16 protein-coding genes and 1 tRNA gene are annotated in these 15,668 nt (G+C 70.8%); 11 read left to right on the top strand and 6 right to left on the bottom strand.

The features are described 5' to 3' along the window. Window position 1: 1 nt before the first annotated feature. From BM175_RS12545 to BM175_RS12575, 7 genes are all read left to right on the top strand, one after another. Window positions 2-688, top strand: a complete 687-nt coding sequence (locus BM175_RS12545; protein ID WP_090963543.1) for a uroporphyrinogen-III synthase — start codon at window positions 2-4, stop codon at window positions 686-688. Between the two features lie 196 nt (window positions 689-884). Further along, the gene (locus BM175_RS12550; RefSeq protein ID WP_139224618.1) at window positions 885-2,558 is read left to right on the top strand and encodes a hypothetical protein; all 1,674 of its coding nucleotides are present in this window, start codon (window positions 885-887) and stop codon (window positions 2,556-2,558) included. A gap of 1 nt (window position 2,559) precedes the next feature. Beyond that, complete coding sequence (locus tag BM175_RS12555) at window positions 2,560-3,975, top strand: heme biosynthesis protein HemY (protein ID WP_090963547.1); 1,416 nt, start codon at window positions 2,560-2,562, stop codon at window positions 3,973-3,975. Between the two features lie 39 nt (window positions 3,976-4,014). Further along, window positions 4,015-4,491, top strand: coding sequence for a tellurite resistance TerB family protein (locus BM175_RS12560; RefSeq protein ID WP_090963549.1), 477 nt, complete (start codon window positions 4,015-4,017; stop codon window positions 4,489-4,491). After that, on the top strand, window positions 4,488-5,240 hold the full coding sequence (locus BM175_RS12565) for a glutamine amidotransferase (RefSeq protein WP_090963551.1): 753 nt from the start codon (window positions 4,488-4,490) through the stop codon (window positions 5,238-5,240). The genes BM175_RS12560 and BM175_RS12565 overlap by 4 nt, the downstream gene beginning before the upstream one ends. A gap of 106 nt (window positions 5,241-5,346) precedes the next feature. Further along, complete coding sequence (sthA, locus tag BM175_RS12570) at window positions 5,347-6,795, top strand: Si-specific NAD(P)(+) transhydrogenase (RefSeq protein WP_090963553.1); 1,449 nt, start codon at window positions 5,347-5,349, stop codon at window positions 6,793-6,795. Window positions 6,796-6,878: 83 nt separating this feature from the next. Continuing rightward, the gene (locus BM175_RS12575; RefSeq protein WP_090963554.1) at window positions 6,879-7,331 is read left to right on the top strand and encodes a hypothetical protein; all 453 of its coding nucleotides are present in this window, start codon (window positions 6,879-6,881) and stop codon (window positions 7,329-7,331) included. A 3-nt stretch (window positions 7,332-7,334) separates the two neighbouring features. On the opposite strand, the gene BM175_RS12580 is transcribed toward BM175_RS12575, so the two are convergent. Beyond that, on the bottom strand, window positions 7,335-8,603 hold the full coding sequence (locus BM175_RS12580) for an MFS transporter (RefSeq protein WP_090963556.1): 1,269 nt from the start codon (window positions 8,601-8,603) through the stop codon (window positions 7,335-7,337). A gap of 61 nt (window positions 8,604-8,664) precedes the next feature. Further along, window positions 8,665-8,740 (bottom strand) — tRNA-Ala (locus tag BM175_RS12585). Window positions 8,741-8,928: 188 nt separating this feature from the next. Between BM175_RS12585 and BM175_RS12590 the strand changes: the two genes are divergently transcribed. Continuing rightward, a complete protein-coding gene (locus BM175_RS12590; RefSeq protein WP_090963558.1) occupies window positions 8,929-9,231 on the top strand; it encodes a YggT family protein in 303 nt (100 codons plus the stop codon). A 3-nt stretch (window positions 9,232-9,234) separates the two neighbouring features. On the opposite strand, the gene BM175_RS12595 is transcribed toward BM175_RS12590, so the two are convergent. Then, a complete protein-coding gene (locus BM175_RS12595) occupies window positions 9,235-10,014 on the bottom strand; it encodes a DUF3108 domain-containing protein (protein ID WP_090963560.1) in 780 nt (259 codons plus the stop codon). 223 nt (window positions 10,015-10,237) lie between these two features. On the opposite strand from BM175_RS12595, the gene rpmB reads away from it, so the two are divergent. From rpmB to BM175_RS12610, 3 genes are read left to right on the top strand one after another with little or no spacing between them, the layout of a single operon-like run. Next, entirely contained in the window at window positions 10,238-10,537 is a 300-nt protein-coding gene (gene rpmB, locus BM175_RS12600; RefSeq protein WP_055892333.1) for a 50S ribosomal protein L28, read from the top strand. 47 nt (window positions 10,538-10,584) lie between these two features. Further along, a complete protein-coding gene (locus BM175_RS12605; RefSeq protein ID WP_090963562.1) occupies window positions 10,585-10,950 on the top strand; it encodes a hypothetical protein in 366 nt (121 codons plus the stop codon). A gap of 46 nt (window positions 10,951-10,996) precedes the next feature. Then, a complete protein-coding gene (locus BM175_RS12610) occupies window positions 10,997-11,698 on the top strand; it encodes a queuosine precursor transporter (RefSeq protein ID WP_244545985.1) in 702 nt (233 codons plus the stop codon). Between the two features lie 10 nt (window positions 11,699-11,708). On the opposite strand, the gene BM175_RS12615 is transcribed toward BM175_RS12610, so the two are convergent. Genes BM175_RS12615 through cobS form a run of 3 tightly spaced genes read right to left on the bottom strand, consistent with a single transcriptional unit; the run spans window position 11,709 to window position 15,644 of the window. Beyond that, a complete protein-coding gene (locus BM175_RS12615) occupies window positions 11,709-12,740 on the bottom strand; it encodes an esterase-like activity of phytase family protein (protein WP_090963564.1) in 1,032 nt (343 codons plus the stop codon). A gap of 2 nt (window positions 12,741-12,742) precedes the next feature. Further along, a complete protein-coding gene (gene cobT / locus BM175_RS12620) occupies window positions 12,743-14,650 on the bottom strand; it encodes a cobaltochelatase subunit CobT (protein WP_090963565.1) in 1,908 nt (635 codons plus the stop codon). 7 nt (window positions 14,651-14,657) lie between these two features. Further along, the gene (gene cobS, locus BM175_RS12625) at window positions 14,658-15,644 is read right to left on the bottom strand and encodes a cobaltochelatase subunit CobS (RefSeq protein ID WP_090963702.1); all 987 of its coding nucleotides are present in this window, start codon (window positions 15,642-15,644) and stop codon (window positions 14,658-14,660) included. Between the last annotated feature and the right edge of the window lie 24 nt (window positions 15,645-15,668).

A 15,668-nucleotide genomic window follows, 5' to 3' on the forward strand; every position in this document is an offset into this window, starting at 1 on the left:
GGTGGCGCGGGTCCTCGTCCTGCGCGAGCCTGAAGACGGGGCGCGCACGGCCGCGATCCTGCGCGCGCGCGGCCACGAGCCTTTGATGCTGCCCCTCCAGGCGGTGCACCCGCTCTGGCCACCGCTGGGGGCAGAGCCGCTGGGCGGGTTCGTCGCGACCAGCGCCCATGCCGCGCCCTGGCTCGCCCGCCATGCGACAGGCACGGGCGCGCCGGTGCTGGCGGTCGGGGCGCGGACCGCCGAGGCGCTGCGCTCGAAAGGAATTTCAGAGGTGATCGAGGGGCCCGGCCGGGCCGAGGACCTCGTGCCGCTGGCCGAGGCGCTGCGGAGCCAAGCGCCGCTCGTCTACGCCGCCGGGCGCATCCGCCTGCCCGATCTCGAGGCCGGCCTGCGCGCGCGGGGCGTCGCGTTCCGCACGCTCGAGGTCTACGACATGGTGGACCGGCTGCCCGCCGATGCCCAGGTCGAGCTGGCCCTGACGGGCGGCGCGCCCGATGCCGTGCTCCTCCTGTCGCGGCGCCAGGCGGACCTCTTCGAGGCCTTGTCCACCCGCCATCCCGAACTTCGGGCGGGGTCGATTCGCCCGCTTTGCCTCTCGCAGGCGGTGGCCGCCCGGCTGGCATCCACCCGCCGCCCCGAATGGGGCGCTCGCCCGACGCTCGACGATCTCGTCGCCCGGCTGGGTTGAGCCGTTGGCAGGGCGCTTCTTCACCGTGCCGGTTCACGAACGCGGTTAGTGCCCACAAACTCCGTTGCAGCTTGGCGCGGACACGCTAAATCAGCATCGGCCTGTCCCGGCTCCACCGGGAGAGGCGGATCGGCCGTGCGCCGGAACCCAAAGGATGCGGCTTCGTTCGGAGCCGACGCGACTCGAGGAGACCCGGATGGCCAATCGCCCGCGCCGCCCCACGACCGGCGGCAGACCGGAAACCATCATCGACGGCAAGGCCGAGCGGATCGGGGCGACCGGCGGGCCGGAGGATCTGGCGCGTCCTGCCGACGCTGAACGATCCGCCGTGGAGCCTGGTTTTGGCACGGACACGGTCTCGGGCGCCGACGAGGCGGTGGTGAGCGGCGGCGCTGCGGCCGATCGCACCTCGACGCCGTCCGACGCGGTGGTCGAGACCGGCGATGCGGGCGAGGCGGCGCGCGTTCACGATGCGGTGGCAAACCCCGCGCCCGAAGGTGTCGACCGCGTCGAGCCGGCGACGGGTGCCGCCCTGCCGGCCGGCGACGACCGCCCTGCGGCGGTTGAGACGAGCGAATCGCCGGCGGTCGAGTTTGCGCGCGAGGAAGGCTTCGTGCCTGAGGATGCGGTGGCGGCCGAGCCCGCGCGCCAGCATCTCGGCGAGTTCGAGGATGACGAGACGGTGCATCCGCAGGCCGAGGCCGCGCGCACGCAGACCACGGTTCCCGACAACAGCCCTTATCTCGCCGGCCATTCCAGCGAGCCCCGCGGCGGCGCGGGCTTCGGTTCGCTCCTGGGCGCGGGCGCGCTCGGCGCCGTGATCGCGCTTCTTCTCGGCGGTACCGCGCTCTACGGCGGTCTCATCCCGCCGCCCGGCCAGCAGCAGCCGGTGCAGACCCAGCAGTTCGCCCAGGCCGGCGACGTCCAGCAGCTTCGCAGCGACCTCGATCAGGTGCGCGGCGTGGTCGAGCAGGTCCAGTCCGCGCAGGCCGCCGGCGGCGCGGGCTCGGGCACGGTGTCCACCGCCGAGTTCACGCAGCTGACCGACCGCGTGACCGCCAACGAGCGTGCCATCCAGAGCGGCGGCACCTCGACCGGCGATGCGGCGGCAGCCGCCGCCACCGCCAACGAGGCGGCGACCGCCGCGCGCGACACCGCGGCGCGGGCCGAGACCGCCGCCAACGCGGCCCGCGACACCGCGAATGCCGCGCAGGGCGCCGCCGACGAGGCGCGCCAGGGTGTCTCCGCCGCGCAGCAGGCCGCCCAGAACGCCCAGAGCGCCGCCAACGAGGCGCGCTCGGCGATCGACGGTTTCGGCCAGCGCCTCGGCGCGATCGAGGAAGCCAACAAGCGTGCCGCCGTCGCCCTCTCGGCCGCCGGGCTGAAGTCGGCGATCGATCGCGGCACGCCTTTCATGTCGGAACTCGAAAGCTTCGCGACCGCCTCCGGCGACACTGGGGCTGTCGCGCCCTTGCGCGATTTCGCCGCCAAGGGCGTCCCCACCACGTCGGCGCTGAACGCCCGTTGGCAGGAGGCCGAAGCGGCGATCCTTTCGGCCGTGCGCCCTGAAGTCTCAACGGAGGACGTCGGCACGCAGGTCCTGTCGGGGCTGCGCTCGCTGGTCCAGGTCCGCCCGGCCGGCAGCAGCGTTGCGCCCGATGCGCCGGGGCCGCAGGCGGCCGTCGCGCGCATGGACGCGGCCGTCACCTCTGGCAACTACGCCACCTGGCTCGCCGAGTGGGACAAGCTGCCGGACGCGGCCAAGACCGCCTCCGAGAGCTTCGCCGCCGACGTTCGCGCGCGCGTCGAGGCCGACCGCCTCATCCAGGACACGATCAACCGCGCCGTCGGCGCCTCGTCGCAGGGCTGACATGCTGGCTATTCTCGCCTTCTTCCTCGTCGTCCTGGCCGCCGGTCTCGGCTTCGCCTGGCTCGCCGACCATCCCGGAACCGTGTCGCTGATCTGGCAGGGCCAGGAGGTCGGAACGAGCTTCACCGTCTTCGTGGTTCTGCAGATTGCGCTGGTCGTTGCGGCGGTGCTCCTGTTCTGGATCGTGCGCGGCTTCTTCAAGGCGCCCAACCGCGTGTCGCGCTTCTTCTCGACGCGCCGCCGCGACAAGGGCTACCGCGCGCTGTCGGCCGGCATCATCGCGGTCGGTGCGGGCGATGCCGTCACCGCGCGGCGCATGACCAAGCAGGCGGCCAAGCTCCTGCCGGGTCGGTCCGAGCCGATGCTGCGCTTCCTTGACGCGCAGACCGCGCTGATCGAGGGCGACAATGCCCGCGCCCGCGCGATCTTCGAGGAACTGGAAGCCCAGCCCGAGACCCGTCTCGTCGGCCTCAGGGGCCTCTATCTCGAGGCCGAGCGCCTCGGCGACCGTGGGGCGGCCCGCAACTACGCCGAGCGCGCGGTGCGCATCGCGCCCCATGTCGGCTGGGCCGGCGGCGCCGTGCTTGACCTTAAGGCCGCGCAGGGCGACTTCGACGGCGCGCTGGCGATCCTCGAGGCGCAGCGCGATTCGCGCCTCATCGACAAGGCCGAGAGCCGCAGGCTCCGCGCCGTGCTGCTCGCCGGCAAGGCGCAGACGCTGGCCGACGCCGACCCGAACGGCGCCCGTGCGCTCGCCCGCGAGGCGCAGAAGCTCGCGCCCGATCTGGTGCCCGCCGCCGCGATCGCCGGCCGCGCCGCGATCCGCCTCGGCGACGGGCGCGCCGCCACCAAGGCGCTTGAAGCCTCCTGGAAGCACGAGCCGCATCCCGAGATCGCCGCGCTCTACATCCACGCGCGCTCCGGCGACGGCGTCGAGGAGCGGCTGCGCCGCGCCCGTGCACTGGCGGCGCTGCATCCCGGCCATGTCGAGTCGCGCCTCGCGGTGGCCCACGCCGCCCTCGACGCCCGCGATTTCGCGACCGCGCGCGCCGAGGCGACGGCGGCCGCGGACGCTGCGCCGCGCGAATCGACCTACCTGCTCCTGGCCGACATCGAGGATGCCGAGTCCGGCAACGAGGCTCTGGTGCGCCAGTGGATGGCGCGCGCCGTCCATGCGCCGAAGGATCCCGCCTGGACCGCGGATGGCGTGACGCGCCGCGAGTGGGCGCCGGTGTCGCCGGTGACCGGACGGCTCGACGCGTTCCGCTGGGTGTCGCCGCCGGCAACGCCGCAGGTCGCGACCCTGTCGGAGCCCGGCTCGATCCGCGCCATCGCCGACAGCTACCCCCGCAGCGCCGACCAGCCGCGCAGCCCGGACGCTGCGGCCGACACGCCGCACCCCGCCGAACACGCCTGACCCTCTCTCGCTTCCACCCCGCCCGGCCCGGACGATTCCATGCTTGAAGGATTGAAGGACTTTTTCGCCGCGCTGACCGGGGGCGGGGCCGGTCCGCACGACGCCGACGACCTGCGGGTCGCCGCCGCCGCGCTTCTTTTCCATGTGGCGGAGGCGGACGGCTCGGCCTCCGCGCTGGAGCTCGAGACGCTGCGGGCGGTGCTGGCGGAGGAATACGGGCTCGATGGCGAGGCCGCGCGCCGCATCGAGGCGGCGGGCGAGGCTGCCGACGCGGAGGCCGTCGACCTCTATCGGTTCACCAGCGTCCTGATGCGCCATCTCGGCGAGGCCGAGCGGGTGCATTTCGTCGAGCTCCTGTGGCGCGTCGTCTTCGTCGACGGAGCGGTGCACGAGCTCGAGGACAATGTCGTCTGGCGGATCGCCGAGCTTCTGGGCGTTTCGACCCGCGATCGCATGCGCGGCAAGCACGACGCGATGCAGGGCGCCGCGGAGCGGACCGGGAGCGTCGAGGCTTGACGCCCGCAGCGCCGGGCGAGGCGCCCGCACGCTTTCGCCTCTCCGGCCGCGACGATCCGAGACCCGTCCTCGTCGTCCTCCACCAGGAGACGTCGACGCCGGGCCGCGTCGGACAGGTGCTGGAGGCGGCGGGCGTGCGCATCGACGTGCGCCGGCCGGTGCTCGGCGAGCGCCTGCCCGCCACCCTCGACGAGCATCGCGGCGCGATCCTCTTCGGCGGGCCGCCGAGCGCCAACGATCCCGACCCGCACCTTCGCCACGAGATCGACTGGCTCGACGTGCCCTTGCGCGAGAACCGGCCGTTCCTTGGCATCTGCCTCGGCGCGCAGATGCTATCGAAGCATCTCGGCGGGACGGTCGGACCGCATCCCGAGGGGCTCGTCGAGGTCGGCTACTATCCGCTGGAGGCGACGGCCGAGGGGCGCGCGCTTCTCGGCGACTGGCCGCCGATGGTCTACCAGTGGCACCGCGAAGGGTTCACGCTGCCGGCCGGCGCGACGCTGCTGGCGACCGGCGAGCGCTTCCGCAATCAGGCGATGCGCTACGGCGACAACGCCTACGGCGTCCAGTTCCATGCCGAACTGACGCTTGCGATGATGCACCGCTGGACGACGCGGGGCCACGCCCGGCTTTCGCTGCCGGGCGCGCAGGCGCGGCGCGAGCACTTCACCGGCCGCGCCATCCACGATGCGCCGGTCAAGCGCTGGCTCGGTGATTTCCTGGCTCTCATCTTCGGCCGGCCCGCCTGAGGCTCGAGGCCCGCCTCGCATAAGCTCCTTTCGCTATGCAGCATCGGGCGGCCATCTCTGTTGAAGGGGCCGCGTAGGATGCGAAACGGCGCGGACGGGGGCCTCGATGCAGCGCTACGACATGATCGTGATCGGCAGCGGGCCGTCGGGCCGGCGCGCCGCCATCCAGGCGGCCAAGCTCGGGCGGCAGGTGCTGGTCGTCGAATCGCAGGCCCGCGTCGGCGGCGTATCGGTCCACACCGGCACGATCCCGTCGAAGACCATGCGCGAGACCGTGCTCAATCTGTCGGGCTGGCGCGAGCGCGGCTTCTATGGGCGCGCCTACCGGGTCAAGCAGGACATCACCAGCGCCGACATCCAGGCGCGCATGGTCAAGACGCTGGAGCACGAGGTCGACGTCCTCGACCACCAGTTTGCGCGCAACGGCGTGAGGATCCTCCATGGGCGCGCCGCCTTCCGCTCGAGCCACGAGGTCGACGTCGCGCTGCCCTCGGGCGAAGTGCGCACGCTCCACGGCGACACGATCCTGATCGCGGTCGGCACCCGGCCCTTCCGCCCCGACTACGTGCCCTTCAACGGCACCAACGTCTTCGATTCCGACGAGATCGTCGAGGTGCCGAAGCTGCCGCGCTCGCTGACCGTCATCGGTGCCGGCGTCATCGGCGTCGAGTACGCGACGATCTTCTCCGCGCTGGAAGTGCAGGTGACGCTGATCGAGCCGCGCCCGACCTTCCTCGACTTCGTCGACAAGGAGCTGATGGAGGAGTTCGTCCACGATCTGCGGGACCGCAACGTCGCGCTGCGGCTGGGCGCCGAGGTGACGAAGATCGATTTCGACGGTGCCGGGCGCCCGGTCTGCAGCCTCGCTACCGGGCGCGACGTCGCGGGCGACGTGCTTCTCTTCGCGGCTGGCCGCATGGGGGCGACCGACGGACTGAATCTCGCCGCCGCCGGCCTGTCGAGCGACCATCGCGGCCGCATCGCCGTGGACGGCAAGACGCTCCAGACCGCCGTGCCCCACATCTATGCCGCCGGCGACGTGATCGGCTTTCCGAGCCTTGCCTCCACCTCGATGGAGCAGGGGCGCATCGCCGCGTGTCATGCCTTCGGCGTCGCGACGCCCCCGGCGCCGGAGTTCTTTCCTTACGGCATCTACTCCGTGCCGGAGATCTCGACCGTCGGGATGAGCGAGGAGGACGTGCGCAAGCGCGGCATTCCCTATGAATGCGGCATCGCGCGCTTCCGTGAGACCTCGCGCGGCCACATCATGGGCCTCCAGAGCGGCATGATGAAGATGATCTTCTCCAAGAAGACCCGCCGGCTCCTCGGCGTCCACATCGTGGGCGAGGGGGCGACCGAACTGATCCACATCGGGCAGGCCGTGCTCAACCTGAAGGGCACGATCGACTATTTCATGGAGAACACGTTCAACTACCCGACGCTCGCCGAGGCCTACAAGATTGCCTCGCTCGACGCGTGGAACCGCGCCTTCGCGCCGCTACCGGGCGCCGTGCCCGTGGCGCCGCCGGAAGGGGCGGGCGAGGCGCTGGCCTGACGGCTCGTCGCCCGAGCGCGCTGATGACGCGGCGTTAAGCGGGACGCCTCTATGCTCCGTCCCGGTTGATCGGGAGATCGGGCATGATCCGCGTCGCGGCCCTGTTGTGCATGTGTTCCGCGGTGCTGGCCGCCTGCTACGGCGGAGGGTCGCGCGCCACGATCGTTCGCGCGCCGATGCCCGTCGCGGTCTGCCTCGACGGGCGCGACGCCGACACGCCGTCCTGGCGGCGCATCTGTCCCGGTCCGACGGCGGCGCGGGTCTCGGTCTCGCACCGCATCGGCGGCACGCATCTGCGCCGTTCGGCGGATCTCGCGCCTTGGGATCTTCGTCGTTCCGATTCCGGCCGAGAAGCCGCGCGGCAGGCCTATCTCAAGCGCTTCGTCCTGCGCCGCGCCTCATTCGAGCCGCCGCCCCCGCGGGACGCTGCGGGAGCCATCGACGCCTCGCTTCTCTTAGGTCCCGCTAGCGGCCCGGCGCCGCTCGCCCAGCCCTACGCGCCGCTCGGCCTCGCGCTGCGCGGCAGCCTCGACTGAGGCCTACTCGCGCGCGGCAAGGCTGCGCGCCCGGCGCAGCTGCGGGAAGGCGAAGGCCCAGATGCCGGCGATCGCAACCGTACAGGCGCCTCCGATCACGGTGGCGGGCACCGCGCCGACCACCGACGCCATGACCCCCGCGCGGAACTCGCCAAGCTCGTTCGATGCGCCGACGAAGATGCCGTTCACCGCATTGACGCGTCCGCGCACGTCGTCCGGCGTCCAGAGCTGGAGCAGGATCTCGCGGATATAGACCGAGATCATGTCGGCCGCGCCCATGAGCATCAGCGCCGCGATCGACAGCCAGGGCGAGGTCGACAGGCCGAACAGGACCGTGAAGGCGCCGAACAGCGCGACGAAGGCGAACATCACGAGGCCGGCATGGTCCTTCACCGGATGGGCGGCGAGCCAGATCGCGGTGAGGATCGCGCCGACGCCGGGCGCCGCGCGCAGGAGCCCCAGCCCGAACTCGTCGACCTGGAGGATGTCGCGCGCAAAGACCGGCATCAGCGCGACGGCGCCGCCGAGCAATACCGCGAAGAGGTCGAGCGACACCGCGCCGAGGACCACCTTCTCACGCCAGATGTAGCGAAAGCCGGCAAGGACGGTGGAGAGGTTCGCGGGCTCGCGGCTGGTGCGCTGGGCGGGGGCCGGTACCGAGAGGATGAGGGCACCGGCAACGACGAAGAGCGCGAGCGCGACCGTGTAGGACAGGTGCGAGGACAGGCCGTAGAGCAGACCGCCGGCCACCGGCCCGACGATCGAGGCGATCTGCCAGGACGACGAGTTCCACGCGATCGCGTTGGCGAGCTCGTCCTTGGAGACGAGGTTGACGACGAGCGAGGAGGCGGCCGGGCCGAAGAAGGCGCGCGCGATGCCGAAGAGGACGAGCACGGCGAAGACCGGCGCCGGCGTGACGAGGTCCCCGTAGGTGAGGGCAAGGAGGACGCCGGCGCCGAGCGCCTGCACACCGATCGCCAGCGCCATGATGTGGCGGCGCGAATAGCGGTCGGCGACCGTGCCCGTGACGAAGACGAGAAGCAGCGCGGGCAGGAACTGCGACAGGCCAATCAGGCCGAGATCGAGGGGATCGCGCGTCAGGTCGTAGATCTGCCAGCCGACCGAGACGGCGACGACCTGCACGGCGAAGGCGGCGAGGAACCGGGCGAGCCAGTAGCGCAGGAAGCGGGTGTTGCGGAAGGCGGCGAAGCGATCCTCGGCCGGCGCGTCGACAGGCGGCTCGGTGTCGGGGGTCCGCAGGTCGTCGGTCATGGCTGCGCCTCGCGGGGCCGGTCGGGCCCGCTTGTCTGCCATGGGTCGCAAGGGGAAGAAATGGTGGAGCTGAGCGGGATCGAACCGCTGACCTCGTCATTGCGAACGACGCGCTCTCCCAACTGAGCTACAGCCCCGTCCACCAGTGGGCGGCTTGTAGGATAGCGGCGCGGAGCCTGTCAAGCAGGATGTGCCCCCGCGTTCACGATCGCGCAAGCGGGCCCGTGGCGCTGGTATTCGTTAGGGAAATACCCATTTCGTCGTGCGAGCCTCGCGCTTTGAAACCGCTGGCCCGAGAGCCGCAACCGAAAGGCCGCCGCCCGACATGCTCGCCGTCATCCAAGTCGTCCTTCTGATCCTCAACATCCTGTGGTGGATCATCATCGCGTCGGCGATCCTGTCCTGGCTCTTCGCCTTCAACATCGTCAATCCGCGCAACCAGTTCGTCTCCACGATCGGCGACTTCCTGTACCGGATGACCGAACCGCTCTACCGCCCGATCCGCCGCGTCCTGCCGAACTTCGGCGGGCTCGACCTGTCGCCGCTGGTGGTGCTCCTGATCATCTTCTTCCTGCAGCAGATCATCTACATCTACGTGGTCCCGGCGGTGTATCGCGCCGGCATCTGAACCTTAAGGCTTGGCGAAGGTCGAGGCGGCGAGCGAGAGTGGGCCGACCTCGGTCGGAATGCGCACGCGCACCGGCGCATAGACGCCGGTGTCGCCGATCGGGGCGAACCACAGCCGGATCACCTTGCCGCGCAGGAACCGCAGTCCGTTGGACGAGGTGCGGTAGCCGCCGACGGGGCGGACCGTCGTGGTGCAGACCACGGCCTCGCCGTCGAACCCGTCGGTGCGCACCCGCTCCGTTCCGGCGGGGCTGAGGGGCAGGTCGATGCGGCTCCAGCCGTCATAGACGTTGAGCGTGCGCCGGCAGAGATCGGCCGGCTTTTCCGGCGCGATCATCAGGCCGCTCAAGGGATCGACGACGCTCGTCAGCTGCGCCCGGCGCACCGGCACGAAATCGGCAGGCGCCGGGTTGCGCGCCGGCGGCGCGACCTTCGACGACACGACGCTTCCCGAGCGCAACGACAGATCGCTCGACCAGGATTTTCCGTCGCTCGTGTAGGCGAGCGCGTAGCGGTCGGCCAGAAGCCGGCGCCCCGCGATTCGCCCCGACACCGAGCTCGTGCCGCGCGTCGAGGACACGAGCTCGGCAAGGCCCGCCGAGGACAGGGTCCCCTCCACCTTGAAGCGCCGCGCGTCGATCGTGGTGCGGAACTCGGCGCGCCCAACCGGTAGCCCGATCAGTGAAATCGTGTAGACCGTGCGCAGCGGCGCGGCCTCGGCGCCCACCGGCGCGGCGAGGGCGAGCAGCGCCGATGCGAGAAGGCCGGTCGCGGCGCGAAGCATGTGCGGTTCTCCGGCTGGGCTCGAGATCCCTTCTTTGTGGGCGCGCGTGCGGGCCGGATCAAGCCCCGCGCTGGCCCCGATGCTGCGGCGGCTTGACGGGGCGCGCACACGCCACTATAGGCACAGTCGATTTTCCGATCATGCCATGGGGTCGATGATCGCGCTGCCGTTCCGGCGGCGGCGCGCCCCGGAAGGCCGTATCGAACGTTTGAAAGGTGATCCCATGTCACGCGCTTGCGAACTGACCGGCAAGGCCGTCCAGACCGGCAACAACGTCAGCCACGCCAACAACAAGACCCGTCGCCGGTTCCTGCCGAACCTGTGCCAGGTGACGCTGATCTCCGACGCCCTCGGCCAGCGCTTCCGCCTGCGCGTGTCGGCCCATGCGCTGCGCTCGGTCGAGCACCGCGGCGGCCTCGACGCGTTCCTCGCCAAGGCCGCCGAGCACGACCTGTCGCAGAAGGCCCGTCTCCTGAAGCGCCAGATCGCCAAGAAGACCGCGACGACGGCCGAAGCCGCCTGAGCTAGGGTTTGTCTCGTTTTTCGAGTCTGATGGGGAGCGCTGTCATCTTGGCAGCGCTCTTTTTCTTGCCGGCCTGTGCGTCGCTGCCCAGCGAGTTCGTCCGTGCCGACCGACCGGGCGACCTCTGGGAAGCTGACTATGGCGATTGCCGCGGAAAAGTGGAGGAGGGCGTCTACGTCTCTCCCGTCCTCAATCCGTCGGGAAGCCTCGGCGGGGCTGCGGCTGCAGGGACAGCTCGCGGCGTCGCGCGCTCGATCGAGAAGTATCAGCTGACCGCCCAATGCATGCGTGACCGCGGCTACATCGCGACCAACGTGTCGTCCGAGGAGCGCAAGATCCTGCGGGGTCCCGCCGGGCCTGAACGAGACAAACTGGTCGTAGAGATCGCCGCGCGCCAGACACAGGCGCGCTGACACCGACAACCCGACGCTGGTGCCATACCCCAGCCTAAAAAAATGGATGTCCGCCGTGACCCTGTCCCGCCGCACCGTGCTGCCGGTGATCGCCATGACGATCATCGTCCTCGCCTCCAACATCGCCGTCCAGTTTCCCGTCCAGGGAACCCTCGGCCCCCTGTCGCTGGCCGACCTCCTGACCTGGGGCGCCTTCGTCTATCCCTTCGCCTTCATCGTCACCGACGTGAACAACCGCCTGTTCGGGCCGGCGGTGGCGCGGCGCGTCGTGTATCTCGGCTTTGCGGCGGCCGTTGCGAGCTCGATCGTGTTCCCGCCGATCCTCCATCGCCTCGGCCTGACGCCCTTCGAGACGGAAGCCGGTCGCCTGCTGCGCATCGCGCTCGCCAGCGGGTTCGCGTTCCTGTTCGCGCAGCTTCTCGACATCCTCGTCTTCAACCGGCTGCGCCGCCTGTCCTGGTGGAAGGCGCCGCTCGCGAGCGGCATTCTCGGCACGATCCTCGACACCCTCGTGTTCTTCTCGCTCGCCTTCGCGCCGGCCTTTCTCATCCTCGGGCCGAACGAGCCCTTCGCGCTGGAATCGGCCCCGCTCTTCGGGCTGCTCGCCGTCGAGGCGCCGCGCTGGGTCTCGTGGGCGCTCGGCGATTTCGGCGTGAAGCTGATCATCGCCGTGTTCGGCCTCGTGCCCTACCGCGTCGCGGTCAACGCCTTCCTGCCCTATCGCGACGCGCGGGTGGCGGCGGCCTGAGGGGCGCCGATCACCGGTCGGACGCCGCCTCGCGGTCGTCCATGAGGCGGAACTCGAGATAGAGGTTGCGTTGGAAGAACGAGCCGTTGTCGTCGGAGACGAGCGACAGGTGGGTGCGGCCGTCCGCGCCCCGCCAGGCGTCCAGCCCCTCCATGTTGTCGATCTCCTCGCCGAGATCGGCCTCCATCAGCACCGGGCCGTCGACCAGGGCGCCCGGACGGATCGTGGCGCCGTCGATCCGGCGGATGCGCATGCCGACGCGCCCGAGCCCCTCGTAGCGCCGCTCCAGAAGCAGGAGGTCCCCGTCCGGCAGGAAGGTGCCGTCGGTCACCGCCCAGGGCAACTCGCGCTTCACCTTGAAGACGCCGCGCCCCATCACGGCGGCAAAGAGGTTGCCGGCATCGTCGACCGAGGTTTCCGCGACCACCACGACGGCGCCCTTGAGGGGCGAGTCTTCGGGCGAGGCGGCGATCGTCTCCAGCCCGCCGTTGCCGCGCAGTTCCTCGCGCGGGATCGGGAGGGGGAGGCGCCGCCCCTTCGCCTCGAACGGCGCGGATGCGGGGCGGAAGGCCTCGATCCGGTGGTCGCGCTCGAAGCTGACCAGCGCCTCGCCCCCGGCGATCGCGAGCCCTTCGGCGTCGGCCTGCCCCTTGTTCGGCATGGCGCGTCCGGCCGGGTTGAGGATCGGCGCGATACGGGCATCCGCGATGCCGACGGGACGCCCTTCGGCGTCGCGGCGGATCGCGCCGGAAAACCAGAAGCCGGTGTCGGTGACGGCAAGAAAGCCCGCGCCGCGCGGGCGCATGCGGATCGAGGACACGCCCGACAGCCGCCCGTCGGACGACGAATAGGCGAAGCCGCCGACATATTCGAGCGCCCCGAAGCGCACCGCGTCGCGCCCGATGCCGAACCGCGCGATCGGCTGTGCGCGGACCTCGGTCTCGGCCGATAGCGCGCGCGGGGCGGGGTTCAGCGTCGCGCCGGCAAGGAGGAGGGCGGCCAGGAGAGCAAGACGCCCCGTCCGCTTCAGGCGCGGCGGCACCGTCAGCGGCGGCCGGCCGAGCGCCGACGGCGGGCCGGCATCTCGCCCTCGTCCTCGAAGAGGGCGGCCAGCTGCTCGGTCATCGCGCCCGCCAGTTCCTCGGCGTCGGAGATCGTTACGGCGCGGCGATAGTAGCGCGTCACGTCGTGGCCGATGCCGATGGCGAGAAGCTCGACCGGCGAGCGCGTCTCGATCTCCTCGATCACGGCGCGCAGGTGCCGCTCGAGATAGTTACCGGGGTTCACCGAAAGGGTCGAATCGTCGACCGGTGCGCCGTCCGAGATCATCATCAGGATGCGGCGCTGCTCGGGCCGGCCGAGCAGGCGGTTGTGCGCCCAGATCAGCGCCTCGCCGTCGATATTCTCCTTGAGGAGCCCCTCGCGCATCATCAGGCCGAGATTGCGCCGGGCGCGGCGCCACGGCGCGTCGGCGCCCTTGTAGATGATGTGCCGGATGTCGTTGAGGCGGCCCGGCCGCTGAGGCTTGCCGGCCTTCAGCCACGCCTCGCGCGACTGGCCGCCCTTCCAGGCGCGGGTGGTGAAGCCGAGCACCTCGACCTTGACGCCGCAGCGCTCCAGCGTGCGGGCGAGGATGTCGGCGCAGGTCGCCGCCACCGTGATCGGCCGGCCGCGCATCGAGCCGGAATTGTCGATCAGGAGCGTGACGATCGTGTCGCGGAACTGGGTGTCGCGCTCCATCTTGAAGGAGAGCGGCTGCATCGGGTCGGTGACGAGGCGCGTGAGGCGCGCCGTGTCAAGATAGCCTTCCTCGAGGTCGAAGTCCCAGGCGCGGTTCTGCTGCGCCATCAGGCGGCGCTGCAGGCGGTTGGCGAGCCGCCCAACGGCGCCCTGCAGCGACACGAGCTGCTTGTCGAGAAAGGCGCGCAGGCGGTCGAGCTCGGCCTCGTCGCAAAGCTCCTCGGCGCCCACCGTCTCGTCGAACGCTTCGGAAAAGACGCGGTAGTCGGTGTCGCCGAGATCGCGCGGCATTGCCTGGTTGGGGCGGCGCGAATCGCCGGGCGTCTCCGAGTCGGGCTCCTCGTCGTCGGACGGCTCCTCGGCCGTGACCTCGGAGGTCTCGGCCTCGGACGTGTCCTCCGATTCGGCTTCGCCTTCCGATTCCTCCGGCTCCGCCTCGTCTTGGCCGGCTTCCTTCTCGGCGCCGGACTCCTCGTTGTCGCGGCTCTGGTTGTCGCCGGCCTCCTCGGGCGATTCCTCGTCCTCGGACTGCTGGTCGTCGGCGAGCTCCTCGGCCATCTCCATGGAGACGAGCATGTCGCGGATCGCGCGCGCGAAGAGGCGCTGGTCCTCGACGGTCTCGCCGAGACGCTCGAACTTCTGGCCGGCCTTGTCCTCGATCCAGTCGCGCCAGACCTCGACCACGGCCTGCCCGCTCGGCGGCACGGGGCGGCCGGTGAGCTTCTCGCGCACCATCAGCGCCAGCGCGTCTTCCAGCGGCGCCTCCGCCCGGTCGGTCACCTCCGAGAGGTTGGAGCGGTGGTACTTGTCCTCCAGCATCGCGGCGAGGTTGTCGGCGACGCCCGGCATGGCGTTGGCGCCGATCGCCTCGCAGCGCGCCTGCTCCAGCGCGTCGAAGACGGCGCGCGCGCCGCGCCCGTCCGGCGAGAGCGTCGCATGGACGCGTGCGTCGTGGCGCGCCTTGCGCAGCGCCATGGCGTCCGACAGGCCGCGCACCACCGACACGTCGTTCTCGGCCGCGCGCTTGGGCAGTTCCGGCAGGCGGGCGCGGTTGCCCGTCAGGCCCGGCCGCTCGTTGCCGTAGGTGATCTCGAGCTCCGCGTCCCCGGCGATGGCGCGCATGCAGCCGGCCACCGCGCGCCGGAACGGCTCGCGGTCGGGCGCCTTGCCGCGCGGGGCCTTGGTGGAGTTGTCGCCGATGCGCGATGCCATGGAAGGGTCAGTCGAGGACGAGGTTCGACGCCGCTTCCGGCAGGTCCTCGCCGAAGGCGCGCTGATAGAACTCGGCGACCAGAGGGCGCTCGAGGTCGTCGCACTTGTTGAGGAAGGTGAGGCGGAAGGCGAAGCCGATGTCGCCGAAGATCTCGGCATTCTCGGCCCAGGTGATCACCGTGCGCGGGCTCATCACGGTCGATAGGTCGCCATTGACGAAGGCTGAGCGGGTGAGGTCGGCGACGCGCACCATCTTGGAGACCTGCGCGCGCCCTTCCTTGGTCTGGAAGTGCTTGGCTTTCGCCTGGACGATGCCGACCTCGTTGTCGTGCGGCAGGTAGTTCAAGGTGGTGACGATCGACCAGCGGTCCATCTGCGCCTGGTTGATCTGCTGCGTGCCGTGATAGAGGCCCGTCGTGTCGCCGAGACCCACCGTGTTGGCGGTCGCGAAGAGGCGGAAGGCCGGGTGCGGGCGGATGACACGCGCCTGGTCGAGGAGCGTCAGTCGGCCCGAGGATTCAAGGACGCGCTGGATCACGAACATCACGTCCGGCCGGCCCGCGTCGTACTCGTCGAAGACGAGCGCGACGTTGTTCTGGTAGGCCCAGGGCAGGACGCCGTCACGGAACTCGGTGACCTGCATGCCCTCGCGCACGGTGATCGCGTCCTTGCCGACGAGATCGATGCGGCTGACGTGGCTGTCGAGGTTGATGCGCACGCAGGGCCAGTTGAGGCGCGCGGCGACCTGCTCGATATGGGTCGACTTGCCGGTGCCGTGGTAGCCCGACACCATGACGCGGCGGTTCTTGGCAAAGCCCGCCAGGATCGCCAGCGTCGTCTGCCGGTCGAACAGGTAGTCCGGGTCGATCTCGGGAACGTGCGGGTCGGCCTTCGAGAAGGCCGGGACCTTCAGGTCGCTGTCGAAACCGAAGGTTTCGCGGACGGAGACCATGGCGTCGGGCAGGTTCGCCACTTCCAGTTCCGCTGCACTCATCATACCTCCAGGGGCGCTGCCGCC

It is taken from the genome of Aureimonas phyllosphaerae (assembly GCF_900113065.1).
In the GTDB taxonomy this organism is placed as follows: domain Bacteria; phylum Pseudomonadota; class Alphaproteobacteria; order Rhizobiales; family Rhizobiaceae; genus Aureimonas; species Aureimonas phyllosphaerae.